The organism is Rhizorhabdus sp. GW822-FHT03C02 (assembly GCF_058801765.1).
Genome location: NZ_JBXANN010000021.1, coordinates 39540 through 65041, shown reverse-complemented (window position 1 = coordinate 65041; position 25502 = coordinate 39540). Strand labels below are relative to the sequence as shown.

Here is a 25502-nt window from a genome sequence, read left to right as displayed (position 1 = left end):
CTAGATAAGCGCAATGGCAAAAATCCTCCTGGCAGGCGCAACGGGACTGGTCGGCGGCGAAGCATTGGCGTTGTTGCTCGCCGATGCGCGCGTGACGCAGGTGGTGGCGCCGAGCCGCCGCCCCATCGCCCCACATCCCAAGCTGCTCAACCCGATCGTCGACAGCAGCGACCTGCAGCCCGACGCCCCCTGGTGGGATGTGGACGGCGGCATCGGCGCAATCGGCACCACCCGCGCGCAGACCCCGTCGCCCGCGGCCTATCGCGCGATCGACCATGACTATGCGCTCGCGATCGCCGCGCAGCTTCGCCGCCACGGCGCGACCCGCTTCGCATTGACCTCGTCGATGGGCGCCGATGCCCGGTCGCTCTTCCGCTACACAAGGATCAAGGGCGAGCTCGAACAGGCGATCGGCGGGCTCGATTTCCCGTCGCTGACGATCGTCCGCCCCGGCTTCCTCGGCGGCCATCGCGCCGCCGCGCGGCCGACGGAGCGGTTCGTCGGCAAGCTGCTCGGCATTGCAGCGCCGATCCTGCCGGCGAGCGCGCGGATCAGCCCGGCCGCGACCGTCGCGGCGCTGCTGGTCGAGGCGGCGATCGCCGGCGCGGCGGGCACCCATATCGTCTCGTCGGCCGATGTCGCGCGCGCCGCCGACCGGGACCGCCGCTGAATGCGCAATCCTTATTATCGGGGCCCGGTCACCGATCATTTCGACGGCACCCGCTTCCTGAATCCCGGCGAGCCCGACACCGATCGCGGGCTGCGCGACATTATGCGCTGGCGGCGGACCGCGCCGAACACGCCATGGCCGGCATCGGTCGCGGTCGCCCCGGTCGTCCCCGATGCGCGGGTGGCGGGGCTGCGGGTGACGATGGTCGGCCACGCGACCCTGCTGATCCAGATCGCCGGGCTCAACATCCTCACCGATCCGGTCTGGTCCGATCGCGCCAGCCCGCTCGCCTTTGCCGGGCCGCGGCGGGTGACCGCCCCCGGCATCGCGCTCGACGATCTGCCGCCGATCGATACGATCCTGCTGTCGCACAACCATTACGACCATCTCGACGTCGCGACGCTGAAAGCGCTCCATGCCCGCCACGATCCGCTGATCGTCACCCCGTTCGGCAACGACGCGATCGTCCATCGCCATATCCCGGCTGCGCGGATCTTGGCGGGCGACTGGGGCGACCGGTTCGACATCGCCGCCGGCGCCGAGGCGCATATCGTCCCCGCCACCCACTGGTCGTCGCGCGGCATGCGCGACCGGCGCATGGCGCTGTGGAGCGGTTTCATGCTGCGCGCCGGGGGGCGGCTGGTCTATTTCGCCGGCGACACCGGCTATGGCACCGGCGCGATCTTCCGGGCGATGCGCGCACGCTTCGGCCCGGTCGACCTCGCCTTGCTGCCGATCGGCGCCTACGACCCCCGCTGGTTCATGGCCGCCCAGCACACCGATCCCGAGGAAGCGGTGCAGATCATGCACGATCTCGATGCCCGCGCCGCGCTCGGCATCCACTGGGGCACCTTCAAATTGACCGACGAGCCCCGGGACGACCCGGCCCTGCGGCTGGTCACGGCGCTGAAGGCGCAGGGCATCGCCCCCGACCGGTTCGTCGCGATGCGCCCGGCGGACGTCGCCGAATATGCCTGACCCAGGCCGTGAATTCATGAATGCGCGACGCGCCGATTGGCCGCTCTACGCGAAGAGATTGGCGATGTTCCCGATCACAAGGTAAATCACCCAAACCGCGATCATGGCCAGAGCGCCGGCGATCCCTCCCTTGCCCCACATCAAAAACAGTCCATCGCCCTTTGCGACACTGCGCCGCTGGGTTTCGGCATTTGCCACAAGCGCGGCGAACAAGCTCAGACCTGCCATAAGTGCCACGACGACGCCCACGTCCATGCTCCTGCGAAACCGAAGCACAAGGCCCGCTTCCATCCGCTCTCTTATGCCATAGACGGCTGTTCGCTGCGATCCCGTGTGGCTCACAGCCGCTTTCACGCGTTCACGGCCTGGGAAGGCGCCCCCGCCGCCGCCCCGCCGCCAGATGATGGATCACGATTCCGCTGGTGGTCGCGACGTTGAGCGAGTCGAAGCCCCCCGCCATGTCGATCCTCACGCTGGCGGTGCGCGCGATCAGGTCGGCGGCGAGCCCCGGCCCCTCGGCGCCGAGCAGGATCGCGTTGCGCGGCCGCGGCACATAGTCGGCGAGTTCGGTCGCCCCGGCCGGGCTCAGCGCGATCGGCGCGAAGCCGTGCCGGTCGAGCAGCGCCAGCGCATCCTCGCCACGATCGATCCGCGCGAACGGCACCAGCAGCGCCGCCCCCACCGACACCCGGATCGCCTTGCGGTAGAGCGGATCGCAGCAGTCGGCGTCGAGCAATATCGCCCGGATCCCGAAGGCGGCGGCGTTACGGAAGATTCCGCCGATATTGTCATGGTTGGCGATCGCCGACAGCAGCAGCACGTCGCCGTCGCCGGTGATCCCGGCGAGCAGCGCATCGGCGGTCGGGGTCGCGACCCGCCGGCCGATCGCCAATATCCCGCGGTGAAGCGGGAAGCCGGCGATCGCGTCGATCACCGGCTGGGCGGCGGCGAACACCGGCACGTCGGCCGGCAGTTGCGCGAGCATGGGGGCGAGCGCCTCGACGCGCTTGGCCGCGATCAGCACCGAGAGCGGGCGATGATCGGCGCTGGCGACGAGTTTCTCGAGCACCACCTTGCCCTCGGCCACGAACAGCCCGTCGCGGCCGACAAGGTCGCGGTCGCGGATATCGCGATAGGCCTCGATCCGCGGATCGCCGGCATCGTCGATCGCTATCGGCATCGGTCTGTCCGGCGTTGGTTCGGGGGTCTGGGCTGTCATGGCGACGGCGCTGTAGCAGAAGATGTTCGCGGCGGCTGCCCGCTCCGGCAGGGCCAGCATATTGCAAGCCGATCGCGACAAGATTGCACAGGCTGCACTCGCTCGCGCGCTAAGCATTTTGTAATATCAACCCGTTAGCGGCGTTGCCGTGCAGCCGGTCCGGTCCGGCACCTGCCCGAGGCGCCATGTTCGACCTGCCCGATCTGTCCACGCTGCGGCTGTGCAGCATGCTCGCCAGCCTCGCCTTCGGCGCGATGTTCCTCGTGCTGCGGCTGGGGCGGCCCGACGACCGCGCGCTCGGCCATTGGGCGGCCGGCGCCTTCGCCTATGCGCTGGTGCTGGTCGGCTTCGAACTCGCGCACGGACCGCCGGGCATCGTCGCCGGGGCACTGCTCCATTCGCTGCTTGCCGGCTCGGACGTGCTGATCCTCACCGGGATCCGCGCCTTCGACGGCCGCCGTCCGTTCGCGCGCTGGATGCTGCTACCGCTGCTCGGGCCGGGCCTGGTCTATGGCGGGCTCGCCTGGCTCGATGCGCTGGGCTTCACGCTCGGCGCCGAGGCGCCGCGCACGGTCGGCACGCTCGCGCTGCTGCTGGTCAAGACCGGCATCGCCGCGATGATCCTGCGCAGCGGGCCGACCGGCGCACCGCATGGCCGGCGGATCGCCGCGCTGGCGCTGCTCGCTTATGTCCCGACCTATGCGATCGCGATCGGCGCCGACCTGCTCGGGCTGTCGGCGTTCCAGCTCGGGGCGATGCTGCCGATGCTCGCCGACCAGTTGCTGCTCGCGGTGCTCAACATCGCCTTGCTGTCGCTGCTGGTCGAACGCGCCGCCGCGACGCTGCAGGAGGTCGCGCTGCGCGATCCGCTGACCGGCACCCACAACCGCGCCTGGCTCGACCGCCATCGCGCCGACCTGTCGCGGCCCGACACCGCGGTGATCCTGATCGACATCGACCATTTCAAGACGATCAACGACACCCATGGCCATGCCGCGGGCGATCATGTGCTCGCCGAATTCGCGGCGCGCACCGATGCGATCATCGCCGGTCAGGGCGGCGCGCTGATCCGGCTGGGCGGCGACGAGTTCGTCGCGATCATCCCCGACCAGACGCTCGCCCGCGCCGAGAAGCTCGCCGACCGGCTGCTCGCCATCCCCGCGACCATGGCGGCCGGCCTGCCCGGCTTCACCGCCAGCTTCGGGGTCGCGATGCTGCGCGCCGACCATCCCGATATCGGCGATGCGATGGCCCGCGCCGACCGTTTCCTCTACCGCGCCAAGGAACGCGGCCGCGGCCAGGTCGCGACCGCCGGTCCTCGTCCGCTCTGATCGGCAGATGCAGAGATAGCCGACTCATCCATTCTGCATTTAGACTTTGGTCTATTCGAATAGACTGCAATCTATTCCTATGGGATCGAATAATCGTTCGATTTCAACTGAATCCGATATCGCTTAAATCTCGCTACGTATTATTCCGATCATGGATCAAGAAATGCGTTTAACAGGGAAATAACCTTCTTCGGGCAGAAGCACCCCATAGACGACGGCATGCGCCGGTTCTGACGGGGAAATGACGATGTTGAGCTGGTTCGAGAAACACGCACCGATTCGCACCAAGTTCAAGGCACTGAGCCTGGCGCAGCTGGCGGTCGGCGCGAGCGGCGCCGCGCTGATCGCGACCGCCGCGACCGGCCCGCTCGCCGACCTCACCGTCGAGGCGGTGACCGCGACGATCATGACCGGCCTCACCCTGCTCGGCGGCGTGCTGATCTGCAAACCCTATGTCGAGACCGTGGTCCGCATGGAGGCGCTCGCCGCCGGCGACCTCGTCAGCCCGGTGCGGCATACCGACAATCGCGACTGCGTCGGCCGGATGACCAAGGCGATGGACGTGTTCCGCGCCAAGATGGAAGAGGCCGACACCGCCGAGGCGCAACGCGAGATGGCGTGCGCGCTGGGCACCGGCCTCGAACGGCTGGCCAAGGGCGACCTCACCCACCGCATCGCCACCGCCTTCCCCGCCAATTTCGAGGGGCTGCGCAGCGACTTCAACCGCGCGATGGACGCGATGAACGAAACAATGAGCGCGGTCAGCAAGTCCGCCCAGGGCCTCCACAGCGGATCGGACAACATCCTCCAGGCCTCCGACGACATGTCGCGGCGCACCGAGCGCCAGGCCGCCAGCCTCGAGGAGACCGCCGCGGCGATGGACGAGATCACCTCGACCGTCCGCCAGACCGCCGCCGGCGCCAAGAGCGCCAACCAGGTCGTCGAGGAAACCCGGGTCGATGCCGAACATTCGGGCGAGGTCGTTCGCCGCGCGGTCGATGCGATGACCGGGATCGAGCGGTCCTCGGCCGAGATCTCCGAGATCATCAGCGTGATCGACGGCATCGCCTTCCAGACCAACCTGCTCGCGCTCAATGCGGGCGTCGAGGCCGCCCGCGCCGGCGATGCCGGCAAAGGCTTCGCGGTCGTCGCTTCCGAGGTGCGCGCGCTCGCCGGGCGCTCGGCCGATGCCGCGAGCGACGTCAAGACCCGCATCCTCGCCTCGTCGAAACAGGTCGATGCCGGGGTCGAACTGGTCAGCGAGACCGGCAAGGCGCTCGAGCGCATCATCGGCCGGATCGGCGAGATCAGCAAAATGGTGTCGAAGATCGCCAGCGCCGCCGAACAGCAGGCGTCGGGCCTCCAGGAGGTCAACACCGCGGTCGCCGAGATGGACGGGGTCACCCAGCAGAACGCCGCGATGGTCGAACAGGCCACCGCCGCCGCCCGCAGCCTCTCGACCGCTGCCGACGAACTCGCCCACCACATCGCCGGCTTCACCGTCGACACCGCCCAGGCCCGCCCGGCCGCCGCCAACGTCCAGCGCTTCCGCCGCGCGGCCTGAGGCGACCAGCGCATATCTTCATTTTTTTAGCCCCTCCCTTTCAAGGGAGGGGTTGGGGTGGGTGCGAGCGCAGCGAGCTTGCGCGCTGGAACCAGAAGCGCCTCCAGCGGCATTGAACCGCTTCAATCACTCACCCCAGCGCCGCCGCAACCGCCACGGCATCGTCCAACCGCCCCCTCTCGGTCAGATAGCAACGCACCAGCCGCGCCGGGGTGATGTCGAACCCCGGATTATGCGCCGCTGACGCGGTCACCGCGACCCGCGCGATCCCGCCCGCCGCATCCGGCCCGCTCACCCACCTCACCTCGTCGGGCGAGCGCTCCTCGATCGGCACCGAACCGCCATCCTCGGTCGTCCGGTCATAGCTGGTCGACGGCAGCGCCACCACGAACGGGATGCCGTTGTCGTGCGCGGCGAGCGCCTTCAGATAGGTGCCGATCTTGTTGCAGACATCGCCGTTGCGGGTCACCCGGTCGGTGCCGACGATCACCAGGTCGACCGCGCCGCGCTGCATCAGCAACCCGCCGGCATTGTCGACGATCAGGCTGTGCGGCACCCCGTGCGCCGCCAGCTCGAAAGCGGTGAGCGCGCCCTGGTTGCGCGGGCGGGTCTCGTCGACCCAGACATGGACCGGCACGCCGCGGTCGTGCGCCAGATAGATCGGCGCGGTCGCGGTGCCCCAGTCGACCGTCGCCAGCCAGCCGGCGTTGCAATGGGTGAGGATGTGGACCGGCCGCCCCGGATGGCGCGCGGCGAACTCGGCGATCAGCGCGAAGCCCGCCTCGCCGATCGCCTGGTTGATCGCGACATCCTCGTCGCAGATCGCCCCCGCCTCGGCATAGGCCGCCGCCGCCCGCGCCGATGCGTCGAGCGGCGCCACCGCCGCCAGCACCCGATCGAGCGCCCAGCGCAGATTGACCGCGGTCGGCCGGGTCGCGAGCAGCCGGCGATAGGCGTCGTCGAGCGCGGCATCGTCGGTCCGCACCCTCAGCGCCAGCGCAAGGCCGTAAGCCGCGACCGCACCGATCAGCGGCGCGCCGCGAGTCGCCATTTCGGCGATCGCATCGGCGGCATCGTCGACGCTGCGCAGGATCAGCCGCTCGACCGCCCAGGGCAGCCGCCTTTGGTCGAAGATGCCGACCCCCCAGCCATCCGCGTCGAGCCAGATCGATCGGGTCGCGACCCCGTCGATCCTCACGCCGCCGCGCGCTCGCGCGGCAGCCGGCGATCGAGCGCCGCCCAGTCGCCGAAGCCCGCGCGCTCGACCAGCAGGTCGCGGGCGAAGTGCAGCGCCTCGCGCTCGCACGCCGCGCGCAGCCCCGGGTCGGCGATCGCCTCGAAATCGGCGACATGCGCGAGCCCCAGGATGCGGCGGATGATCTCGCAGCCGGCGAAACCGAGCATGTCCGACCAGATCGCGGCGATCCGCGCATCGATCGCCGCCTCCAGAAAGGCCGGATCGCCGCGGGTCCGCGCATAGAGCGCCCCGCCCTCTCCTTCGGGCAGCGATGCCCGCATATGGCCGGCGAAGCGGGTCGCGAAGGTCCGCCACAGCGTCTCGGCCTGCGCGAGCAGCCAGTCGGCGAAGCCGGCGCCGCCGCCGAGCCCGGGCTGGGCGAAATAGGTCATCCACAGATTGGCGATCACCATCCCGACATCGAAGCCGATCGGGCCGTGGATCGCGAATTCGGGGTCGATCACCCTTGTGTCGGTCGCGGTCACCATCACCGATCCGGTGTGGAGATCGCCATGGAGCAGCGCCTCGGGCGCCGCGAGGAAGCGCAGCTTCATCTCCTGCGCGGCGACCTTGAGCGCTATGTCGGCGCGGATCGTCGCGACGAGATCGTCGAGCGCGGGGCTGTGCGCGTTCATCGGCGCGTCGTAATAGGGTTCGTCGAAGATCAGATCCTCGGTGATCCGGCACATCGCGCTGTTGCCGAGATAGCGCGCGATCCGTGCCCGCCGCTCGGCCGCCGGCACCGCGAGATCCGAACTGAAGAACAATGTGTCGGCGCAAAACTCGCCGAGGTGGCGCGCCATCGCCGGATAGCGCCGCCCGGCGACCAGCTCGCGGCGCAGGATGATATGCGGATCGAGCAATTCCATCACCGTCAGCGCCATGGCGTCGTCATGATGGTAGAGCGCGGGCACCCGCGTCGGCGCCAGGCGCGCCTGGTCGGCCAGCGCGATCCGCTCATGATAGGCGCGGGTGAGCGGCAGCGGCCAGCTTTCGCCGACCATCCGGACATAGGGCAGCGCCTGCTTGGCGACCAGCCCGCCCGCGGGGCCGCTCACCACGAACACCAGGTTGAGATTGCCGTCGCCGACCTCGCGCACCTGCCAGCCGGACGGATCGCCGCCGAGCCGCGATGCGAGCGCCGGCACCGTGCCCAGAAAATCCGCGACCGTCGCTTCGGTCAGCGCGACATAGGCAGCGGTCATGCGGCGGCTCCTTCCTCGATGATGTCCGGCAGGATCGCGTCGAAGTTGCCCGCGACCGGATAGTCGCTGTCTTGGGGCAATGCGTCGCGCGCCAGCAGCACGACCGCGAACCCCGCTTCGCGCGCCGCAGCGAGTTCGGCGTCGATGTCGGACAGGAACAGGATCTGCGGCGCCGGGATGCCGATCCGCGCGGCGATCGCGCGATAGGAGCCCGCCTCCTTCTTGCCGCCGACATGGGTGTCGAACCAGCCCGCGAACAAAGGCGTGAGATCGCCATGAGCGGTGTGCCCGAACAGCAATTTCTGCGCTGTGACCGATCCCGACGAATAGACATGGAGCGCGATCCCCCGCGCGTGCCAGCGCTTCAGCCCCGCCACCGCATCGGCGAAGACATGGCTCTGCAGGCTGCCATCGGCATAGCCCTCGGCCCAGATCATCCCCTGGATCGCCTTGAGCGGGGTCAGCTTGCGGTCGGCATCGTGCCAGGCGAGCAGCCGGGCGATGCAGCCGTCGCGATCGAGGTCGGGCAGGCCCGCCTCGGCACGGACCTGCGCCAGCTCGTCGGCGAGGCGATCCTCCTGCGCGGCGACGAAGCCGGCGAGCCGCGACCGCGCATAGGGGAACAAGATGTCATGGACGAAGGCGATGCTCGAGGTCGTCCCCTCGATATCGGTGACGATCGCCCGCGGGATCATGCCGCGCCCTCGTAGCGCGGGATCGCATCGGCGATCGGATCGCCGGTGAAGCGGACGATCCAGCCGTCGGGATCGGCGAACAGCCGGATCGCGGTGAAGCGCGGCGCCGGCCCCATGTCGAACCAGTGGCGGGTTCCCCTGGGCACCGCGATCAGGTCGCCGCGGGTGCACAGGAGTGCGTGGATCGCATCGGCGGCATGGATGTAGAATATCCCCGATCCCTCGACGAAGAAGCGGACCTCGTCATCGGCATGGACATGTTCGGCGAGGAATTTGGCGCGCAGCGCGGCGCGGTCGGGATGATCGGGCCGCAGCCGGATCACGTCGCACGACCGATAGCCGCGCTCGGCCATCAGCCGGTCGATATCGCTGCGATAGGCGGCGACCACCGCCGCGTCGTCGGCATCCTCGGCCAGCCGCACCGGTGCCTGCCAGCGCTCGAAACCGATGCCGATCGGCGCGAGCAGCGCCGCGATCGCATCGGCGTCGTCGGTCCGGCTGCGGACGGCGTGCGGCGCGTCGGCGGCATAGATGGTGAGCATCGTCATCGCGCCGGCCGCCCCAGCTTCATCGCCTCCCACTCGCAGGCGAGCAGATATTCGACCGCCTCGACCATATTCTCGGCCTCGGCGAGGTCGCGGCCCCAGGCATAGAGGCCATGGCCGCGAATATAGAAGGCCGGCACGATCGGATCCTGCGCGACGATCCGCGGCCGCAGCGCCGCCGCCAGCGCGACCATGTCCTGGCTGTTGTCGACCAGCGGGATCGCCACCCGCGTGGCATGGGTGTCGATGCCGGGGAAGATCTTGAGCATCTCATAGCCGTCGAAGCCGATCGCATCGGCATCGGCGAGCGCCCGGCTGAGCACCACCCCGGTCACCGAATGGGTGTGCAGCACCCCGCCTGCGCCGCCGTCGAGCGCATAGATCAGGCAGTGGAGCAGCGTCTCGGCCGACGGCCGCCGGCCGTCGAGCGCCGCCCCTTCCCCATCGACCCGCATCACCTGTTCCGCCGCCAGCCGCCCCTTGTGCGCCCCCGACACCGTCACCGCGATCGTCCCGTCGGCGAGCTTCACCGAATAATTGCCTGCGGTGGCCGGCGCGAGCCCGCGCGCATCGAGCCGCCGGCCCGCCGCGACGATGGCGTCGGCCGCCGCCGCCAGTGCCGCCGCATCGGCGTCGGCGGTCCGAAACAGGCTGTGCGGGGCGGGCGCTGCGCTTTTGTCCATCGATCCGATTGATAAGACCGCTGCATGACAGATCGGTGACTGGCGCATGCCCAAGCTTTGAGCCCCTCCCTTTTAGGGAGGGGTTGGGGTGGGTCGCGAGCGCAGCGAGCGTCGGCGCTGGAACCAGAAGCGCCTTCAGCGGCATCGAGCCGCTTCAGTCGCACCCCACCCCCAAACCCCTCCCCGTTGGGGAGGGGCTTAATTTGGAGGAACAGCCCCCCTAAAGCCCCCGCCCCCGCGCCGTTACCCGATAGGCAAGGGGGAACGGCCATGTCCGTCGGGGCGATCAATGCGGAACTGGGGCTGGCGACCGGCTTCGACCTCGCCACCCGCGCGATCCCCAGGGCAGGCCCGATCGCACTCGAATTCGCCGCCGCGCTGCTCGCCGCCCAGGCGTTCGCCGCCGACCCGCTGACCGCAATGGCACCCACCGACGGCGCACCGAAGACCGAAGCCGCGCGCAACGTCTCGGTCGCCGGCGGGGTGCGGACGACGGTGATCACCTATAGCGACGGCTCGTCCGACACCGAGGTCGCCGCCGCTGCCACCGGCGACGATCGGCGCGAGATGCTGCCGCTGTTCCTCTCCGACATCGCCCGCCTGCCGCTCGCCACCTTCAAGGCGAACAGCGACCTCGAACCCGAACAGGGCGCCGACGCCCGATCCGCACCCCGCACCCCGTGGCGGGTGAAACCAGCCGGCCAGCCTCCGATGGGTGCGGCAGCAAATCGCGAGCCGGTCGAAGAACCGACATCCGCCGCCGGACAAAGCATGTCGACCAGCGACTGGCTCGACCTGCGCGCAGGAAGGCTGTTCGACCGGCTCGGCTGAGCGATCGTGCCGAAATCCAACCCGAGCGGTTCGACTTTGCCGCGCTCAAGCAGCGCAAAACCGCGGAACATCGCTGAAAACAACGCTGCCACCGTTCCGGCGTTCCCGTCGACCAGCATCAGCCCGGCAATGCAAGGTCCGCCGCAAACCACGTCGAATCGTCTGCAGGAGACATATCCTTGCCCGCCATGCGCCAGGCCAGGCTGACATAGCGCTCGCTACCGGCGCGGGCTCCCGTGATGATTTGATCGAACCCACTGCGTCCGTATCGGACGCACTCGGCGGAGAAACCATTGTCGCCGAGCCATTCGTCATCGTGCACCGCCACCTGCAAGACGCCTTCCGGGCTTGTAAACCGCATACTCTCCAGGCCCTGCCCGGTCTCGGCGTGACCCGGCAGATCGGTGACGATGCTCAGGCGTAACGGACGTTCGCGGATCACGGGAGCTTCGATGCCGATGCGAACGAGGATGACCCCGTCAACGACCATGCCCTCGGGGAGTTCTGGCGTCACAGCTTCGATGACGTCCATCACCACGGACGATCCGCCGCTGATGTGGATCGTCACCACGCCAATGGGCGTCTCCACCGCTTTGAGCGCGACGTCGATTTGGTCGCTCATCGCGCCACACTCACAGCCTTCCCCCCGAAATCCTCCGCCGCGACCGTCTCGATCTGCCGCGCGATCCCGCGGGTCAGCCCGGCCGGCACCGTCACCGCGAAGCCGCGGTCGAGCAGGCCGTCGATCGCCCAGCGGACGCAATAGTCCGCGGCCACCCCGATCACGACCGCCTCGCTTATCCCGCGCGCCTTGAGGTCGGCGAAGAAAAGGTCGCGGTCGATGCGCGGCGCCGCCGGATCGCGGGCGTCCTCAATCGTAAGGCCGGGCTCGGCCCACATGTCGAACACCCCCTTTTCGATCCGCCAGGCGGGGATCGCCCGATCGACCAGCGCGACGTCGAGCATGTTCGCCCAGCCGGGGGTGTCGCGCACGCAGTGGATCGGGAAGGTCTCGGCCTCAGCCGAGCCCGCATAGACCTCGGGAAGATGGGTGTCGAAGGTGAACAGCACCCCCGCGGTCTCCGCCGGATCGAGCGCCTTGAGCCAGTCGCGCATCGGTGCGGCGAGCGCCTCGGCGCCGGCCACGCTGAGCGCGCCGTCGGCCGCGATGAAATCATATTGGGTGTCGACCGCGATGATGATGCGTTGCATCGGCCTGCTCCTTGGTTCGTGCCGCTTGACATATATCCAAACTGCACATAAGTAAAGCGCATCTTGCATATAAGGTGCAGCGATGACCGACGCCGACTATCTCGAAAACTATGACCCCGGCGCTTATGCGCGGCCGTCGGTGACGGTCGACCTGGTGCTGATGCGGGTCTGGGAGGGGCGGCCGGCGGTGCTGCTGCTCCGGCGCGATCGTCCTCCGCACGAGGGCCGCTGGGCGCTGCCGGGCGGGTTCGTCGGCATCGACGAGTCGCTCGACGCCGCGGCGGCGCGGGTGCTGGCCGAGAAGGTCGGCATGAAGGCCGCGCATCTCGAACAGCTCTACAGCTTCGGCGCGATCGACCGCGATCCGCGCACCCGGATCATCACCATCGCCTATCTCGCGTTGCTCGACGCGCCCGCCTTCGCCGCGGCGCTGGCGGGGATGCCGGGACTCACCCCGGCGCTGATCGAGGTGCCGTGGCAGGGCGAAGGCGGCGGCCCGATCGTCGCGCGCACCACCGACGGCACCGCGCTCGACCTCGCCTTCGACCATGACGACATTCTCGCGATGGCGATGCGGCGGCTGCGCGGCAAGATCGACTATTCGGACGTCGGCTTCGCGCTGCTGCCCGAGCGTTTCACCCTGCGCCAGCTCCAGGACGTCCATGAGGCGATCCTCGGCACGGCGCTCAACAAGCCCGCCTTTCGCCGGCGCATGCTCGACAGAGGCTGGATCACCCCGACCGGCGAACGCGAGACCGATACCTCGTACCGCCCCGCCGAGCTTTTCCGCTTCCAGCGGCCGCTCTGACCCCACCGATCCCAAGGAGGCTATATCATGGCCAGCATTCGCAATTTCGGCTTCTTCGCCCAGTTGAAGAGCGAGGCGAGCAACCATGTCATCCGCACCCGCAATGGCCAGGTGAAGCAGTCGGGCCGCGGCCTCGTCTTCTGGTTCCGGCCCGAGACCGCGAGCATCGCCGAGGTGCCGATGGACGATCGCGAGATGACCCTGTTCATCAAGGGCCGCAGCCAGGATTTCCAGGCGGTCTCGGCGCAGGGGACGATCGGCTGGCATGTCGTCGATCCCGAACTTCTCGCCAGCCGGGTCGATTTCGCGATCGCGCTGGCGACCGGCAAGCCGCAGAACGAACCGATCGAACGGATCGAGGCGCGGATCGCCGGCATCGCCAACCAGGCGGCGCTGCAATATCTGGCGCAGGCACCGGTGCGCGCGCTGCTCGACGCCGGCCCCGAGCCGCTGCGCGCCCGGCTCGAGACGCTGCTCGCCGCCGACCCGACCCTCGCCGCGATCGGGGTCGCCGCGGTCGCGGTGCGGCTGACCAATGTCGCGCCGAGCAGCGAGCTCGAACGCGCGCTGCAGACCCCGACCTTCGAGGCGCTTCAGCAAAAGGCCGACGAGGCGACCTTCGAGCGGCGCGCGCTCGCGGTCGAGAAGGAGCGCGCGATCGCCGAGAACGAGCTGGCGACGAAGACCGAACTGGCGCGGCGCGAGAAGGAGCTGATCGCCGAGGAGGCCGACAATGCCCGCAACCGCGCCACCGGCCTCGCCGAGGCGCGCGGGGTCGAAGCCGGCGCCGAGGCCGAGCGCATCCGCCTGATCGAAGGTGCGAAGGCCGCGGCCGAGGCCCAGCATATCGCGGTCTATCGCGACGTGCCGCCGGCGGTGCTGATGGCGCTGGCCGCGCAGCAACTGGCCGGCAAGCTCGAGACGATCGAGCACGTCAATATCACCCCCGACCTGCTCGCCTCGGTGCTCGGCGCGTTCCGCGCCCCGGCCTCCTCCCCCGCCTCCCCCGCCCTGACCGAGCTGCGCTGAGGCGATCATGGCCGCGCTCACCCCCCGCGTCGTGTTCGTGACCCGCGAGACCGATTACGAGCTGCTGGTCGCGCGCCATGCCACCCGCGACCAGGCGCGCTTCTTCCTCGAGACCCGCGGGCAGAGGATCGAGGATGTCGAGGCGCGCCATGCCCGCTTCCAGGCGGTGCTCGCCGCGGCGCGGGCCGCGGTGCCCGGCGAATGGCGCCAGGCGCTGGTCCGCCGCGCCGACCTCGACCGTTTCCTGTTCGCCCCCGAGGATCTGGTGGTGCCGGTCGGCCAGGACGGGCTGGTCGCCAATGTCGCCAAATATCTCGATGCCCAGCCGGTGCTCGGGGTCAATCCGGCACCCGATCTCTATGACGGGGTGCTGGTGCGGCTGACGGTCGAGCGCCTCGCGACATTGCTGCCCGCGAGCGCCGCCGGCGCGGCGCCGGTCGAGCGGCGGACGATGGTCCAGGCCGAGCTCGACGGCGGCGAGACGATGACCGCGCTCAACGAGATCTTCGTCGGCCATCGCAGCCACCAGTCGGCGCGCTACCGGATCGCCGACCGCGACGACGCCGAGGACCAGAGCTCGAGCGGGCTGATCGTCGCCTCGGGCACCGGCGCCACCGGCTGGGCGCGCTCGATCGCCGAGGCCACCGGGCTCGACCTCGGCCTCGGCCGCGAGGAACGCGCGGTCGGTTACTGGGTTCGCGAGCCCTTCCCCAGCGTCGCCACCGCGACCCGGCTGCGCGCCGGCCGGATCGTCGAGGCGCCGCTGACCGTCACCTCGCGGATGAACGACGGCGGGGTGATCTTCGCCGACGGCATCGAACAGGATCATATCGCTTTCGACTGGGGCCGCACCGCCCGGCTGTCCGCCGCCCCGCGCGCCCTCCATCTCGTCACCGCCTGATCGCAGGACCCTATATCATGGCTTTCACCGACATCGCGACCCGCACCTATGATCACAGCTTCCGGCTCGATCCGATCGTCCGCAGCCTGCTCGACACCGATTTCTACAAGCTGCTGATGCTGCAGATGATCCGCCATGTGCACCCGGACGTCGACGCGACCTTCTCGCTGATCAACCGCACGAAGAGCGTGCGCCTCGCCGACATCATCGACGAGGCCGAGCTGCGCGCCCAGCTCGACCATGCCAGCACCGTCCGCTTCACCAAGAAGGAGCTGATCTGGCTGGCGGGCAACAGCTTCTACGGCAAGGCGCAGATGTTCAGCCCCGACTTCATCGCCTGGCTCGCCGATTTCCGCCTGCCGCCCTACGAGCTGCGCAAGGCCGACGGCCAGTATGAGCTGCATTTCGACGGCCCCTGGACCCACACGACGATGTGGGAGATCCCGGCGCTCGCGATCATCAACGAGCTCAAATCGCGCGCGGCGATGCGCGACCGCGGCAAGTTCGCGCTCGACGTGCTCTACGCCCGCGCCAAGGCGCGGCTGTGGCAGAAGGTCGAGCGGCTGCGCGAGTTGCCCGACCTCGTCATCTCCGATTTCGGGACGCGGCGGCGGCACGGTTTCCTGTGGCAGCGCTGGTGCGTCGAGGCGCTGAAGGAGGGGCTCGGCGACCGCTTCATCGGGACCTCGAACGTGCTGCTGGCGATGGACGCCGATCTCGAGGCGATCGGCACCAACGCCCATGAACTGCCGATGGTCGCCGCCGCGCTCGCCGACGGCGACGCCGCGCTGGCGCACGCGCCCTATCAGGTGCTCGAGGAATGGCAGGCGCATTATAACGGCAATCTGCTGATCGCGCTGCCCGACGCCTTCGGCACCACCGCCTTCCTGCGCGAGGCGCCCGAATGGCTCGCCGACTGGACCGGCTTCCGTCCCGACAGCGCGCCGCCGATCGAGGGCGGCGAGCAGATCATCCGCTGGTGGCAGGACCAGGGCCGCGACCCGAAGACCAAGCTGCTGATCTTCTCCGACGGGATGGACATCGACGCGATCGAGGCCTGCTACCGCCATTTCCACGGCCGGGTGCGGATGAGCTTCGGCTGGGGCACCAACCTGACCAACGACTTCCGCGACTGCGACCCCGATGGCGGCGCCGCGCTCGACCCGATCTCGCTGGTCTGCAAGGTGACGAGCGCGAACGGCCGCCCGGCGGTCAAGCTGTCCGACAATCCTGCCAAGGCGACCGGCGAACCCGCCGAGATCTCCCGCTACCTGCGGGTCTTCGGCGACGCCGACCGGGCGCCGACGCCGGTGATGGTCTGAACATAGCTAGGATAGCCACGACCATGACAAGAGACGATCTCCTGGCACTTCTAGCGAACAATCTGCGACATCAAGCGCAAGCGGTACCAGGCGGCTTGCTTTTTTGCGCGACACCGCACGTCGGTCCGCATGCCTATCTTGCCCGGATATATGACATGGTGCCGACCGCCGCTGTAGATAGGTGGACAGGAGATTCCACCTATCGACACAATCCATACCTCACCTTCATCGCCACGGTTGCAAATGGTCTCCACTTCGCGAACATGAGCCTGTTCGGAATTATCGGGCAGATAGATCGTTCGGTCGGCCCCGGAGCAGGGCAACCGATAAGCCTCGATTATGGCAATCTGTGCGAACGCCCGCGCGGACTTGGAGAAGCCGAAATGGTCATAGGCGGTCTCGTAGGATGGTCGGCAAAGGCCAGCTATGTCATGCAGGAGGATGGCGCTGTCCGCCTCGTTCATTCGCTGGACGGTCGGGATGTCGCGGATAGATGGCCGAGTCTCTCAGCCATGCTGGAAGCCGAAGTCGGGAGATTGGCCGCGATGCACGACGGCGAAGGCCGCAAGCTCGGCTCTTCCACCGCCATGATGCATCCCAACGGACGACGGTGGGAAACCAAGGTTGAGCCTGGCTTGACGCCGGGCGCCTCGCAGCCAATCTCGCGATTTCCAGCATGGCTGAGAGACCGGCTGCGAGGCATAGCGCGTCGATGATCGAAATCGAACGGCCATCGCTTATGTTGGCACTTTGAGGATCCGTTCCGACCGATCGCTGAAAGTGGCTACGGACAGATTCGAGGGGTTCAATCGCGATTGAACAGCCATACATCGCGCCGCCGAGTCGTGCGAGGATGGTGTTCTGGTCATCAAGCGCTCCCCGGCAGCCGAAGGTGCCAAACGGACGGCGCCCGGCGCGCTGAACGCGTCGCGGCATGTCCCAGGATAACGTCCAGCACCGATCTACTGAACACCGCCCCATCGACATCGGCGCTCATGGGCCCGACGAGGTCGCGGATGGTGTGGCGGCGCACGTTCTGGGCAATCAGCAGGCCCGCGGCATCGCGCCAAGCACCCGCCCGCCCTGGCGGCGCAGCATATGGCCGATCAGCCCGAAGCCGAGGAGCAGCATCGCCCAGGTGGCGGGTTCGGGCGCGGCCGAGACCGGGCCGCTCAGGCCGAGGATCGATCCGACGCCGACCCCCGAACTCGATCCGTTGACGGTCGGATTGATCGACTGGAAGCGCACCGCGAAATTGTCGAGTTCGAGCGAGGTCATCACCTGCGCGAAGGTCAGCGCGAAGGTGCCGTTGCCGGTCTGGTCGGGGTTGGAGGTCAGCCCGGCACCGTTGCCGGTGCAGGTCCCGTTGCTGACCGCGGTGAAGCAGATCTCCACATTGCCGATGCCCTCGGGATAATTGACGTTCTGCGAGGCATAGCCGAAATAGCCTGTCGACGAGACCTGCGAGATATTCGGGTTGGCGTTGAGCGCGAACGAACTGATCCGCGAATCATAGACCGAATTGTTGAGCAGCGAATAGTTGAAGTTCCAGGTGAGTCCGTTGTTCGACGTGCCGGTGAAATTGAACGCGCCGGCCGCGGTGACGTTGCCGGTGCTCACCCCGCCGACCAGCCCGGTATAGGCGACGTTGAAGGCGACGCCCGGGGCGGAGTTGCTCAGCGTCACCGCCGCATAGGCCGTTCCCGCCATCAGCGCGAAGCTCGATGCGATGCCGGCGATGGTCCTGACGATGCTCACGATACGTCCCCAATTCAACGCAATGTGGTCCCGCGCGACAGGCCCGCAGTCAACTCCCCACAGGGTCGCCATTTTAGCACGAAACGCCGATGAAACAATTGTCGCCATTTCTTACAACCTGCCGGCCTGTGCTTTCCCGGCAAGGAAGAGAATATCGGAAATCAGCGAAATTCCGTTCGCTCGACCGAAGGATGTCTCGGCCATCGAGCGCCGGGACCCGCTCACCCTCACGCAATTTTTTCCTGTCTTCCCACGAACCGAAGCTTAAGAAATGGACATTGCACAGGAGAGACGATGACCGAAGCCGACCGCATCGCCCGCGAGGCCATTCGCGCGACGCTCGCCGCCTGCACCCAGGCCGGCGATGCGCGCAAGGCCGACGACTATGCCGCCTGCTTCGCCGAGGACGGGATCCTCGAACTGCACGAGACGATCGCCGGGCGCGACGCGATCCGGCAGTGGATGGCGGCGCCGTCGGTGATCCCGCAGCCGGGCGACGGCACGGTCGGCTTCGTCAGCCATCATCTCACCACCTGCCGGATCGACCCGACCTCGGCGACGACCGCGAAGGTGCGGACCTACTGGCTGGTGATCAGCGCGGTCGGGATCGATCATAGCGGCTATTATGACGACCGCTTCGTTTCGGTCGGCGGTGACTGGCTGATCGGCTGGCGGCGACCGCGCACCCTGTGGGTCGCACCCGGCAGCCTGATCGCCGGGACCGTCGCGCGATGACCGCGCCGCAACCCGCCGACGCGCTGTCGGCCGACCGGCGAAGCCGGGGCCGCCCCAAGCTCGAGGATGTCGCGGTGATCGAGGAACGGCTGCTGGCGATCGCGCTCGCCGAGTTCCTGGCGCATGGCTATGGGGGCACGTCGATGGCGCGGATCGTCAAGGCGGCGGGGATTTCCAAGACGACGCTCTATTCGCGCTTCGCCTCGAAGGAGGATCTGTTCCGCGCGATCGTCCAGCAGCAGATCGAGCGGCTGTCGGTCGCGGCCACCCTCGGATCCGACGCCGCCAGGCCCGATCTCGAAACGGGGCTGATCGCCTATGCCGAACGCACGCTGGCGATCAGCCTCGAGGGCGACCTGCTCGAGGTCAACCGGCTGATCTACAGCGAATCCAGCCGCTTCCCCGAACTGGGCGCGGCGGCGGCCGAACGCAGCCGGATGGGCGTCGTCCAGATCTCCGACTTCATCCGGCTCTGCGCCGCTGCCGACGGGGTGCCGTGCCGCGATCCCGACGGGGTCGCCGAGGCGTTCATCTTCATGCTGCGCGGCTGGTATGTCGACGTGATGCTCGCCAACCGCGCCGTCCCTGCCGCCGCCCGCCAGGCCTGGGCAGAGCGGACGGTGCATGTGCTGCTGTCGGCGCGCGCCGACTGGTGAATGTCGGGGGTCCATCCGCATCGTCAAGATCGCGCATGGGATGCGGAAGCGCTCGCGATCATTGCCCGCGCCCCACCGGCAACCTGGTCAGCTACCGAGGGCAGCCGTTCCGATGACATCTTCCGCGGTCAGCTTTTCGACGAGCACTGCCGGGGCCTCGATAGCGAAGGACTGGAGATTCCTGAACACCACGACCTTGCCCGCCGATCGCGCGGTCTCGCGCGATGCGCGCGCGACGATCTCTTTGACGACCTGTTCGGTCGCCTCGGGCGACAGCGCCGTGCCGCTCAACGTGAAGGCCGCATGGACGTTGCCGTCCTGCATTTTCCGTTTCACGATTTCGCTTTCCAGCTTCGGGTCGATATTCGCGGCCATAGGCTCGATATACGCCTCTAGGGTAGATAGTTCAACGCAAGCACCCCGTCCGGAATTCCGTGGCTCCCGCGGTTCGAGGCAATGGCCGGCGGCCGGCTCGCCGATTTGATCAGCGCGGCCTCGATCTGGGCGATGGTCGCATCAGGGCGATATTGCCAGAGCAACGCGGCCAGCCCCGAGATATGCGGCGTCGCCATCGAGGTGCCCGACAAGGCCAGCAATCCTCCCCCCGGCACACTCGACCATATCTCCGCGCCCGGCCCCAGCAGATCCGGCTTGGTATAACCGTCGGGCGGCGGAAAACGCTCGCTCGAAGAGTCTATCCAGATCTGGTCGGCGTCGTCGATCGCACCGACCGACAGGACGTTGCGATAATTTCCCGGCGAGCGGCTGGTGAGCGGGCCTTCGTTGCCGATCGCGACGATCGGCAGGATTTCCCGCTGCCTCAGGATGCCGATGATCGCCTCGAACTGCGGATCATAGCCCCTGAAACCCAACGAGATATTGATCAGCTTGACGCCCTGGCCGACGCACCAGTCCAACCCGCCGAGCAGCCGTGCTGCAACGACGCCGCCCTCGATCACCATCGCGCTGGCCAGCAGCGCATCGGGCGCCACGCCAAATTCGAAGTTGTGCGTTTTGCGCCCGGCCATGATGCCCGCGGTGTGGCTGCCGTGCCGCCCACTGTCGCGCGCCGCGGCACCGGGCACCATTTCCCCCACCCGATCGAATTCGGCAAACGCATCGACCGCGGCCGCCAAGGCGGCGTGCTGTGCATCGACGCCGGTGTCGACATGACCGATCGTGACGCCGGCGCCGGTGAAGCCCTTGTCCCACAGCGCGTCGGCCTTGATACGCTTCACGCCCCAGGAAATGCCGGTGGGATCCTCCGCCGCCAGCGCCGCGCTGAGCTGCGGCCGGATCAAGCCCGCATCGGTGGCCGGCGCGATCGTCTGCACCTCGATGTCACGCTGCTGCTCCAGCGCCGCGAGGCCGGCCATATCGACTGTTCCCAGCAGGACGCCGAGATTGGGAAAATAGCGCACCGATTTCGCACGCGGCGACGGCGCCACAACCTTGGCCGGTGCGCCGGATGCTCCCTCGCGCTTCTGCTGTTCGCGCATCTCGCGCGCTATCGTCACCTCGCGGCTGCCTTTGAATCGCCCGAAATGGCCCTCGAGCTTCTTGGCCGCCTCCGCCTGCAAATCGCGGGTATCGCCCAATTCGAGGGTGAAACGCCCTTTTTCGCGCTTGCGTATCGTCGGCTTGAGCACGACGATGATCTGCGCATGCCCGTCGCGTGCGATGCGGTCGTGAATCCGGTCCATGGCCCCCTCCCCCCAAACCGCCGATCAATCCTGGACGAAGTCGGCCCAGCGCATGCGCACCATGCCGGGCGGCGGCGATTCATGCGGCGGCGCGATAACGACCGGGCGGTCGTCGCCGAAATCGCTGCGCGCACGCTGATCCCAGTCGTCGAGAAACGCCTTCTGATAATATTGGGCGATCTGGGGTTCGTACATCACCAGCCCCGCATCGCGATTGCGCAGGGTGCCGGCACTCGACCAGTTCGCGCTGCTCACCAGCACCGTCTCGCCATCGACGATGATGCCCTTGTTGTGAACATTGCTCTGCACGCGAATGCGGTCCTGATTATATCCCGCCTCGACGAGTTTGCGCACCTTCTCGGGCGCCGAATTATTGCCGACGATGATCCTCAGGTCGAAATCCTGCCGGTGGCTGAGCGTAGCGATATGATCAAGCATCTCGCGAAAGGGCGCGTCCCGTGCCGCTTCCGAATAGGTGATGTAGGAATATTGCAGATAGAGGCTGTGCCGAGCCGATTTTATCAGCGGCGCGACCCGGTCGATATAATTATCCGGACACAACAAGGGCTGCACCTGAAAAGGTCGCCCATGGTCCGGAAGCCGCTGCGGCGCGATCGGCTGCGCCGCCGCCAGAGCCAGCCCATCGTCGCCGGTGAGAACCTCGATCGGAACGAACAGATCGGGCATCGCCAGCGGTACATATTCGCTCAGCGCGCTGTCCTCTTCCTCCGACTGATCCCGGTCATAGCGGATATAGGCCTCGAACAGCTTCGCCAGAGGTTCGTCATCGACGACGATATGCCATTCGCGGTTGCCCTTGCCGTACATGCCGCGCGCTTCGGCAGGTTCGGCGATCGGATCTATATCGGGCTGGCTGCGCTTCGACCAATTGCCGCTCGACAGCCAGAAGGACCGCGAATCCTGGACGGCGACTTTCTCGTGATAGGCCGAATCGAAACGGTAGCCGCCGCCGGTCTTGACCAGCCACGCGTCGAGACGGCCCGCGAGCTTCGCCTTGAGATCCGCCCGGATCGCCGGCTCGTCGCCGGTCATTCCCGAATCCCAGGTCAGCACGAAATCGACGAGATTGTCGCGCACCGTCTCGACCAGGGTTTTGGCGATGTAAGCGGCGTTGAGATCGTACATCGCTGCGGTGAGGGTGTCGCGCGTGCCCTCGATGAACCGTTTGAGCACGGGCCATCCCGCATCCGGGCCGAGATGGCACAGGATCGGCCGATCGATCTGGAAGGGCCTGTCGATGGGATTGTCTGGCTTCTTCGCATAGGTGAGCCCCGCAAGCGCCATGTCCGACAGAGCAGCGGTGAGTGCCGCGCCGTCGCCGTCATACGCCAACAGCCGAAGCGGATCGGCGGTAACGATGTCGACGCGAAATCCGTCGAGCATACGCGGCGCCATATCTTCGCGAAGCAGTTCGCTGGCCGGCCGCTTGCGATCGACATAGAGGATGATCGCGGGCTCGCGCCGAACCCACCCCCCGACGATGCGGAAGCCCGGCTCGGCATCGACGAAGCCAGGCATCTGTTCGAGCGCGTCGCGATGCGTCGCGATGACATCTGCAATTTGGTCCCTGGTTGCCTGATCCAGCCTGAGCATCAAAGCCCGCCTCCCCACGCATTCCGAATGTCACGGATTCGACCTGCCCCCGTTAGGCAACGGCATGCTATCGCCAAGCCAATTCTTTTCCATGACATTCGAAACACGCGCGATCAAATCGACCGAAAGCATCCCCATTTTATATTAACAATATGCGTTTGAACTTATTAGATTTATTGGGCAATCATATCTATCGAATATCATTCACCTGCCAAGACGATCCATTTCGGATCAGATTTCTATTCTCTTCCGAATCTCATGCGCCTCGATCCGGGATAGGTGCGTGAGGCCGATGGCAACCCGGATCGATCGCATCCGCGGAGCTTCACTCGGTGTAAAGCTTGACCAGCCGGTACATGAAGGCGCGGCCGTCCATCAGCGACTTGACCCGGATACGCTCGTTGAGGCCGTGGACGCCCTGCCCGTCGGGATCGGCGAACAGCCCCGAGACGCCATAGGTCGGGATGCCCGCGGCGTTGGTGAAGCGGCCGTCGGTGCCGCCGGTCGCGAGCCGCGGGATCACCGGCACGCCGGGCCACATCTCCCTGGTCAGCGCCTCGATCGGCCCCATGATCTGCGGGGTGAGCTGCGGCGGCGCCGACAAGGGCTGGGGCGGATCGGCGAGGGTCACCTTGATCTTCGGATCGCCGGCCAGTTCGGTGAGCTTGGCGAGGATCGCATCGACCGACTCGCCCGGGATGATCCGGCAGTTGATGTTGGCGGTCGCCGATTGCGGCTGGGCGTTCACCGCATGGCCACCCGACACCATCGTCGGGATGCAGGTGGTGCGCAGGGTCGCGTTCCAGCTCGGGTTCGCGGCGGAGACCACGGCATAGTCGGCCGCGGTCGCCTGGCCGGTGCCGACCGCGGCCATCGCCTTCGATGCCGCGCCCGGATAGAGCGGCGCCGATGCGCCGAAATAGGCCTTCGCCGCCGGGGTCAGGTCGACCGGGAAGTCATAGGCGTTGACCCGCGCCAGCGCCTCGGCGAGCCAGCCGATCGCGTTGTAATGCGGCACCTGGCGCGAGCTGTGGCCGCCCGGCGCGGTGACGGTGAAGGTGTAGTCCTGATAGGTCTTCTCGCCGGCCTGGACGCCGTTGCTGACCGGCTTGCCATTCTCGTCGAGCGAGCCGCCGCCGCCCTCGTTGAGCGCCCAGCCCGCCGACAGCGCCTCGGGCCGGTTCTTGAGCAGATATTCGACGCCGTTCAGCGCCTTCTCGGTCTCCTCGCCGCAGGTCAGCGCGAGCTTGATCGTGCGCTTGGGCTTGTAGCCCTCCTGGCGGAAACGGATCATCGCATCGGTGAACGAGGCCGCCATCGCCTTGTCGTCGGAGACCCCGCGCGCGCGGAAATAGCCGCCTTCCTCGATCAGGGTGAACGGGTCCTGGGTCCAGTCGGCGCGCTTGGCCGCGACCACGTCGATATGCGCGAGCAGCAGCAAGGCGGGGAGCTTGGCATTGCTGCCGCGCAGGATCGCCGAGAGATTGCCCTCCTTGGGATGCGCCGGATCGACGATCAGGACGACATCGGCGGCCGGATAGCCCGCCGCCGTCAGCCGCGCCGCCATCCGCTCGGCCGCCAGCGTGCAGCTGCCGTCGGGCCAGCTCGAATCGGTCTCGACCAGTTCCTTGTAGAGCGCGCGGAAGGCGGGCTCACCCGCCCGCGGATCAGGGGTCGCGGCCTGGAGCGGAAGCGCTGCCGCAACGGTTGCGAGCAACACGGCAAGGGTGACGGCGTGACGGCGGCGAGCCTTCATGATGGGGGCGGTCCTTTGTGTCGGGGAAAGGCGGATCGTCAGGGAAAAGCGGAGGCGCTTCTGCGGCGGCATGTCGGCACGGTTTTGGACAAAAGATCGCGCGCCGACAAGCCGCCAGCGCAGCGTCAGCGTGCGAGTTTCGCCGCGCGCAGTTTGGCGACGAGCTGCTTCGCGCCCGGCGGCGAAACCTCGATGAACAGGCCGAACAGGGTTTCGTCGGTCATCGCGTCGCCGTCGGTGCCGACCGGCAGCGCGATCGGCTGGCGCAGCCGGGCGCCGGGCTGCGCCTCGAGCACGAGCGTATGCCAGGCCATGCCGGCCGGCGCCTGGTCGACATCGTCCTCGAACTCCGACGGCACCGCGTTGCGGATGCGCATGCGGCGATCGGGATGTTTCGCGAACCAGGCCGCATCACCCTGGGTGGCGAGCTCGATCAGCTGCTCGTGGATTGCCGGTGCCATTCAAGCCGTCTCCGTCTTCGCGTCGCCAGCGCTATGCTCGCCGAGCGCCTTTTCGAGAAGCACGAAAGACAGATCGGCGCGCAGCGGCGTGCCGAAGCGGGTATCGTCATAAGGAAAGGGGCTGGTCTCGCCGGTCTCGCGATAGCCGCGCCGGACATACCAGGCGATCAGGCGGTCGCGGACATTGACCACCGACATTCGCACCCGCCGTCCGCCGCGATCGGCGATCCAGCGCTCGGCGGCGGCGAGCAGGGTGCGGCCGAGCCCGCCATTCTGCTGCCCGGGCTCGACCGCGAGCGAGCCGAGATACCAGCTGCCGTCGCCGAGCGGCTCGAGCCAGACGCAGCCGCTCGGCGGCGCATCGGGCCGCTCGCGCCATGCCAGCAGCGACGCCTGGGGCTTGTCGGCGATGTCGGCGCGCAGCAGCGCCTCGGTGGTGCGGTCGCCGCGGATATAGTCGGCCTCGGTGCTCCAGCCCGCCGCGGGGCCGGTGCCGCGATAGGCGCGGTTCATCAGGGCGACGATCGCCGGCAGGTCGCTATCGCTGGCTGGCGCAAACATCCGGCATCCTTTCGCTTCGGCCCTTTCG

At 67.7% G+C, this 25502-nt stretch carries 28 protein-coding genes; 12 read left to right on the top strand and 16 right to left on the bottom strand.

Annotation, left to right across the window (positions count from 1 at the left end; all coding sequences use genetic code 11):
* Nucleotides 1-13 precede the first annotated feature (13 nt).
* Together AC1RM6_RS29475 and AC1RM6_RS29470 are read left to right on the top strand one after the other, a co-directional pair.
* Complete coding sequence (locus AC1RM6_RS29475) at nucleotides 14-670, top strand: Rossmann-fold NAD(P)-binding domain-containing protein (protein WP_493108076.1); 657 nt, start codon at nucleotides 14-16, stop codon at nucleotides 668-670.
* Nucleotides 671-1648: an MBL fold metallo-hydrolase gene (locus AC1RM6_RS29470; protein WP_493108074.1), complete on the top strand. Its 978-nt coding sequence runs from the start codon at nucleotides 671-673 to the stop codon at nucleotides 1646-1648.
* A gap of 45 nt (nucleotides 1649-1693) precedes the next feature.
* Here the strand turns inward: AC1RM6_RS29470 and AC1RM6_RS29465 are convergent, their stop codons facing one another.
* Nucleotides 1694-1897 carry a hypothetical protein gene (locus AC1RM6_RS29465; protein WP_493108072.1) on the bottom strand — a complete coding sequence of 68 codons (204 nt, stop codon included), beginning with the start codon at nucleotides 1895-1897 and terminating at the stop codon, nucleotides 1694-1696.
* A 109-nt stretch (nucleotides 1898-2006) separates the two neighbouring features.
* Nucleotides 2007-2828 (bottom strand): TrmH family RNA methyltransferase, encoded by an 822-nt coding sequence (locus AC1RM6_RS29460; protein ID WP_493108069.1) that lies wholly within the window; start codon nucleotides 2826-2828, stop codon nucleotides 2007-2009.
* A 224-nt stretch (nucleotides 2829-3052) separates the two neighbouring features.
* Between AC1RM6_RS29460 and AC1RM6_RS29455 the strand changes: the two genes are divergently transcribed.
* Together AC1RM6_RS29455 and AC1RM6_RS29450 are read left to right on the top strand one after the other, a co-directional pair.
* Nucleotides 3053-4198 carry a GGDEF domain-containing protein gene (locus tag AC1RM6_RS29455; RefSeq protein WP_493108067.1) on the top strand — a complete coding sequence of 382 codons (1146 nt, stop codon included), beginning with the start codon at nucleotides 3053-3055 and terminating at the stop codon, nucleotides 4196-4198.
* 247 nt (nucleotides 4199-4445) lie between these two features.
* Entirely contained in the window at nucleotides 4446-5762 is a 1317-nt protein-coding gene (locus AC1RM6_RS29450) for a methyl-accepting chemotaxis protein (RefSeq protein WP_493108065.1), read from the top strand.
* A 130-nt stretch (nucleotides 5763-5892) separates the two neighbouring features.
* On the opposite strand, the gene mtnA is transcribed toward AC1RM6_RS29450, so the two are convergent.
* Genes mtnA through AC1RM6_RS29425 form a run of 5 tightly spaced genes read right to left on the bottom strand, consistent with a single transcriptional unit; the run spans nucleotide 5893 to nucleotide 10127 of the window.
* Nucleotides 5893-6960: an S-methyl-5-thioribose-1-phosphate isomerase gene (gene mtnA / locus AC1RM6_RS29445; RefSeq protein WP_493108063.1), complete on the bottom strand. Its 1068-nt coding sequence runs from the start codon at nucleotides 6958-6960 to the stop codon at nucleotides 5893-5895.
* Complete coding sequence (mtnK, locus tag AC1RM6_RS29440) at nucleotides 6957-8204, bottom strand: S-methyl-5-thioribose kinase (RefSeq protein ID WP_493108060.1); 1248 nt, start codon at nucleotides 8202-8204, stop codon at nucleotides 6957-6959. Before mtnK ends, mtnA begins: the two co-directional genes overlap by 4 nt.
* Nucleotides 8201-8899, bottom strand: a complete 699-nt coding sequence (gene mtnC / locus AC1RM6_RS29435; protein ID WP_493108058.1) for an acireductone synthase — start codon at nucleotides 8897-8899, stop codon at nucleotides 8201-8203. Before mtnC ends, mtnK begins: the two co-directional genes overlap by 4 nt.
* Nucleotides 8896-9447 (bottom strand): 1,2-dihydroxy-3-keto-5-methylthiopentene dioxygenase, encoded by a 552-nt coding sequence (locus AC1RM6_RS29430; RefSeq protein WP_493108056.1) that lies wholly within the window; start codon nucleotides 9445-9447, stop codon nucleotides 8896-8898. The genes mtnC and AC1RM6_RS29430 overlap by 4 nt, the downstream gene beginning before the upstream one ends.
* Nucleotides 9444-10127 carry a methylthioribulose 1-phosphate dehydratase gene (locus AC1RM6_RS29425; RefSeq protein ID WP_493108054.1) on the bottom strand — a complete coding sequence of 228 codons (684 nt, stop codon included), beginning with the start codon at nucleotides 10125-10127 and terminating at the stop codon, nucleotides 9444-9446. Before AC1RM6_RS29425 ends, AC1RM6_RS29430 begins: the two co-directional genes overlap by 4 nt.
* 270 nt (nucleotides 10128-10397) lie before the next feature.
* On the opposite strand from AC1RM6_RS29425, the gene AC1RM6_RS29420 reads away from it, so the two are divergent.
* Complete coding sequence (locus AC1RM6_RS29420) at nucleotides 10398-10958, top strand: hypothetical protein (RefSeq protein ID WP_493108052.1); 561 nt, start codon at nucleotides 10398-10400, stop codon at nucleotides 10956-10958.
* A gap of 118 nt (nucleotides 10959-11076) precedes the next feature.
* On the opposite strand, the gene AC1RM6_RS29415 is transcribed toward AC1RM6_RS29420, so the two are convergent.
* Entirely contained in the window at nucleotides 11077-11580 is a 504-nt protein-coding gene (locus tag AC1RM6_RS29415) for an HAD family hydrolase (protein ID WP_493108050.1), read from the bottom strand.
* The gene (locus tag AC1RM6_RS29410; RefSeq protein ID WP_493108048.1) at nucleotides 11577-12170 is read right to left on the bottom strand and encodes a cysteine hydrolase family protein; all 594 of its coding nucleotides are present in this window, start codon (nucleotides 12168-12170) and stop codon (nucleotides 11577-11579) included. Before AC1RM6_RS29410 ends, AC1RM6_RS29415 begins: the two co-directional genes overlap by 4 nt.
* An 82-nt stretch (nucleotides 12171-12252) precedes the next feature.
* Here AC1RM6_RS29410 and AC1RM6_RS29405 point away from each other — a divergent pair, with 82 nt between their 5' ends.
* The 5 genes from AC1RM6_RS29405 (at nucleotide 12253) to AC1RM6_RS29385 (ending at nucleotide 16946) form a co-directional block, all read left to right on the top strand.
* Nucleotides 12253-12978, top strand: coding sequence for an NUDIX hydrolase (locus tag AC1RM6_RS29405; protein ID WP_493108046.1), 726 nt, complete (start codon nucleotides 12253-12255; stop codon nucleotides 12976-12978).
* A gap of 27 nt (nucleotides 12979-13005) precedes the next feature.
* Entirely contained in the window at nucleotides 13006-14007 is a 1002-nt protein-coding gene (locus AC1RM6_RS29400; protein ID WP_493108044.1) for an SPFH domain-containing protein, read from the top strand.
* Nucleotides 14008-14014: 7 nt separating this feature from the next.
* Nucleotides 14015-14908: a diacylglycerol kinase catalytic domain-containing protein gene (locus AC1RM6_RS29395; protein ID WP_493108042.1), complete on the top strand. Its 894-nt coding sequence runs from the start codon at nucleotides 14015-14017 to the stop codon at nucleotides 14906-14908.
* Between the two features lie 17 nt (nucleotides 14909-14925).
* Nucleotides 14926-16230: a nicotinate phosphoribosyltransferase gene (gene pncB / locus AC1RM6_RS29390; RefSeq protein ID WP_493108040.1), complete on the top strand. Its 1305-nt coding sequence runs from the start codon at nucleotides 14926-14928 to the stop codon at nucleotides 16228-16230.
* A gap of 155 nt (nucleotides 16231-16385) precedes the next feature.
* On the top strand, nucleotides 16386-16946 hold the full coding sequence (locus AC1RM6_RS29385) for a hypothetical protein (protein ID WP_493108038.1): 561 nt from the start codon (nucleotides 16386-16388) through the stop codon (nucleotides 16944-16946).
* A 328-nt stretch (nucleotides 16947-17274) separates the two neighbouring features.
* Here AC1RM6_RS29385 and AC1RM6_RS29380 read toward each other — a convergent pair whose 3' ends face one another.
* Entirely contained in the window at nucleotides 17275-17988 is a 714-nt protein-coding gene (locus AC1RM6_RS29380; RefSeq protein ID WP_493108036.1) for a cistern family PEP-CTERM protein, read from the bottom strand.
* Nucleotides 17989-18282: 294 nt separating this feature from the next.
* On the opposite strand from AC1RM6_RS29380, the gene AC1RM6_RS29375 reads away from it, so the two are divergent.
* On the top strand, nucleotides 18283-18723 hold the full coding sequence (locus AC1RM6_RS29375; protein WP_493108034.1) for a nuclear transport factor 2 family protein: 441 nt from the start codon (nucleotides 18283-18285) through the stop codon (nucleotides 18721-18723).
* Nucleotides 18720-19379, top strand: coding sequence for a TetR/AcrR family transcriptional regulator (locus AC1RM6_RS29370; RefSeq protein WP_493108032.1), 660 nt, complete (start codon nucleotides 18720-18722; stop codon nucleotides 19377-19379). The genes AC1RM6_RS29375 and AC1RM6_RS29370 overlap by 4 nt, the downstream gene beginning before the upstream one ends.
* Before the next feature lie 87 nt (nucleotides 19380-19466).
* On the opposite strand, the gene AC1RM6_RS29365 is transcribed toward AC1RM6_RS29370, so the two are convergent.
* The 6 genes from AC1RM6_RS29365 to AC1RM6_RS29340 form a co-directional block, all read right to left on the bottom strand.
* A complete protein-coding gene (locus tag AC1RM6_RS29365; protein WP_493108030.1) occupies nucleotides 19467-19754 on the bottom strand; it encodes a hypothetical protein in 288 nt (95 codons plus the stop codon).
* A 17-nt stretch (nucleotides 19755-19771) separates the two neighbouring features.
* Entirely contained in the window at nucleotides 19772-21082 is a 1311-nt protein-coding gene (locus AC1RM6_RS29360) for a S8 family peptidase (protein ID WP_493108028.1), read from the bottom strand.
* Nucleotides 21083-21106: 24 nt separating this feature from the next.
* A complete protein-coding gene (locus AC1RM6_RS29355) occupies nucleotides 21107-22696 on the bottom strand; it encodes a phospholipase D-like domain-containing protein (RefSeq protein WP_493108026.1) in 1590 nt (529 codons plus the stop codon).
* Nucleotides 22697-23021: 325 nt separating this feature from the next.
* Nucleotides 23022-24452, bottom strand: coding sequence for a M20/M25/M40 family metallo-hydrolase (locus AC1RM6_RS29350; protein ID WP_493108024.1), 1431 nt, complete (start codon nucleotides 24450-24452; stop codon nucleotides 23022-23024).
* 125 nt (nucleotides 24453-24577) lie between these two features.
* A complete protein-coding gene (locus AC1RM6_RS29345) occupies nucleotides 24578-24913 on the bottom strand; it encodes a hypothetical protein (RefSeq protein WP_493108022.1) in 336 nt (111 codons plus the stop codon).
* Nucleotides 24914-25474, bottom strand: a complete 561-nt coding sequence (locus AC1RM6_RS29340; protein WP_493108020.1) for a GNAT family N-acetyltransferase — start codon at nucleotides 25472-25474, stop codon at nucleotides 24914-24916.
* Nucleotides 25475-25502: the final 28 nt, after the last annotated feature.

Excerpts from the sequence above, each read along its gene's own strand:
- AC1RM6_RS29475 (WP_493108076.1), top strand. The coding sequence starts at position 14 with ATGGCAAAAATCCTCCTGGCAGGCGCAACGGGACTGGTCGGCGGCGAA.
- AC1RM6_RS29470 (WP_493108074.1), top strand. The coding sequence starts at position 671 with ATGCGCAATCCTTATTATCGGGGCCCGGTCACCGATCATTTCGACGGC.
- AC1RM6_RS29460 (WP_493108069.1), bottom strand. The coding sequence starts at position 2,828 with ATGCCGATAGCGATCGACGATGCCGGCGATCCGCGGATCGAGGCCTAT.
- AC1RM6_RS29455 (WP_493108067.1), top strand. The coding sequence starts at position 3,053 with ATGTTCGACCTGCCCGATCTGTCCACGCTGCGGCTGTGCAGCATGCTC.
- AC1RM6_RS29450 (WP_493108065.1), top strand. The coding sequence starts at position 4,446 with ATGTTGAGCTGGTTCGAGAAACACGCACCGATTCGCACCAAGTTCAAG.
- mtnK (WP_493108060.1), bottom strand. The coding sequence starts at position 8,204 with ATGACCGCTGCCTATGTCGCGCTGACCGAAGCGACGGTCGCGGATTTT.
- mtnC (WP_493108058.1), bottom strand. The coding sequence starts at position 8,899 with ATGATCCCGCGGGCGATCGTCACCGATATCGAGGGGACGACCTCGAGC.
- AC1RM6_RS29430 (WP_493108056.1), bottom strand. The coding sequence starts at position 9,447 with ATGACGATGCTCACCATCTATGCCGCCGACGCGCCGCACGCCGTCCGC.
- AC1RM6_RS29425 (WP_493108054.1), bottom strand. The coding sequence starts at position 10,127 with ATGGACAAAAGCGCAGCGCCCGCCCCGCACAGCCTGTTTCGGACCGCC.
- AC1RM6_RS29420 (WP_493108052.1), top strand. The coding sequence starts at position 10,398 with ATGTCCGTCGGGGCGATCAATGCGGAACTGGGGCTGGCGACCGGCTTC.
- AC1RM6_RS29415 (WP_493108050.1), bottom strand. The coding sequence starts at position 11,580 with ATGAGCGACCAAATCGACGTCGCGCTCAAAGCGGTGGAGACGCCCATT.
- AC1RM6_RS29410 (WP_493108048.1), bottom strand. The coding sequence starts at position 12,170 with ATGCAACGCATCATCATCGCGGTCGACACCCAATATGATTTCATCGCG.
- AC1RM6_RS29405 (WP_493108046.1), top strand. The coding sequence starts at position 12,253 with ATGACCGACGCCGACTATCTCGAAAACTATGACCCCGGCGCTTATGCG.
- AC1RM6_RS29400 (WP_493108044.1), top strand. The coding sequence starts at position 13,006 with ATGGCCAGCATTCGCAATTTCGGCTTCTTCGCCCAGTTGAAGAGCGAG.
- AC1RM6_RS29395 (WP_493108042.1), top strand. The coding sequence starts at position 14,015 with ATGGCCGCGCTCACCCCCCGCGTCGTGTTCGTGACCCGCGAGACCGAT.
- pncB (WP_493108040.1), top strand. The coding sequence starts at position 14,926 with ATGGCTTTCACCGACATCGCGACCCGCACCTATGATCACAGCTTCCGG.
- AC1RM6_RS29385 (WP_493108038.1), top strand. The coding sequence starts at position 16,386 with ATGGTGCCGACCGCCGCTGTAGATAGGTGGACAGGAGATTCCACCTAT.
- AC1RM6_RS29375 (WP_493108034.1), top strand. The coding sequence starts at position 18,283 with ATGACCGAAGCCGACCGCATCGCCCGCGAGGCCATTCGCGCGACGCTC.
- AC1RM6_RS29370 (WP_493108032.1), top strand. The coding sequence starts at position 18,720 with ATGACCGCGCCGCAACCCGCCGACGCGCTGTCGGCCGACCGGCGAAGC.
- AC1RM6_RS29365 (WP_493108030.1), bottom strand. The coding sequence starts at position 19,754 with ATGGCCGCGAATATCGACCCGAAGCTGGAAAGCGAAATCGTGAAACGG.
- AC1RM6_RS29360 (WP_493108028.1), bottom strand. The coding sequence starts at position 21,082 with ATGGACCGGATTCACGACCGCATCGCACGCGACGGGCATGCGCAGATC.
- AC1RM6_RS29355 (WP_493108026.1), bottom strand. The coding sequence starts at position 22,696 with ATGCTCAGGCTGGATCAGGCAACCAGGGACCAAATTGCAGATGTCATC.
- AC1RM6_RS29350 (WP_493108024.1), bottom strand. The coding sequence starts at position 24,452 with ATGAAGGCTCGCCGCCGTCACGCCGTCACCCTTGCCGTGTTGCTCGCA.
- AC1RM6_RS29345 (WP_493108022.1), bottom strand. The coding sequence starts at position 24,913 with ATGGCACCGGCAATCCACGAGCAGCTGATCGAGCTCGCCACCCAGGGT.
- AC1RM6_RS29340 (WP_493108020.1), bottom strand. The coding sequence starts at position 25,474 with ATGTTTGCGCCAGCCAGCGATAGCGACCTGCCGGCGATCGTCGCCCTG.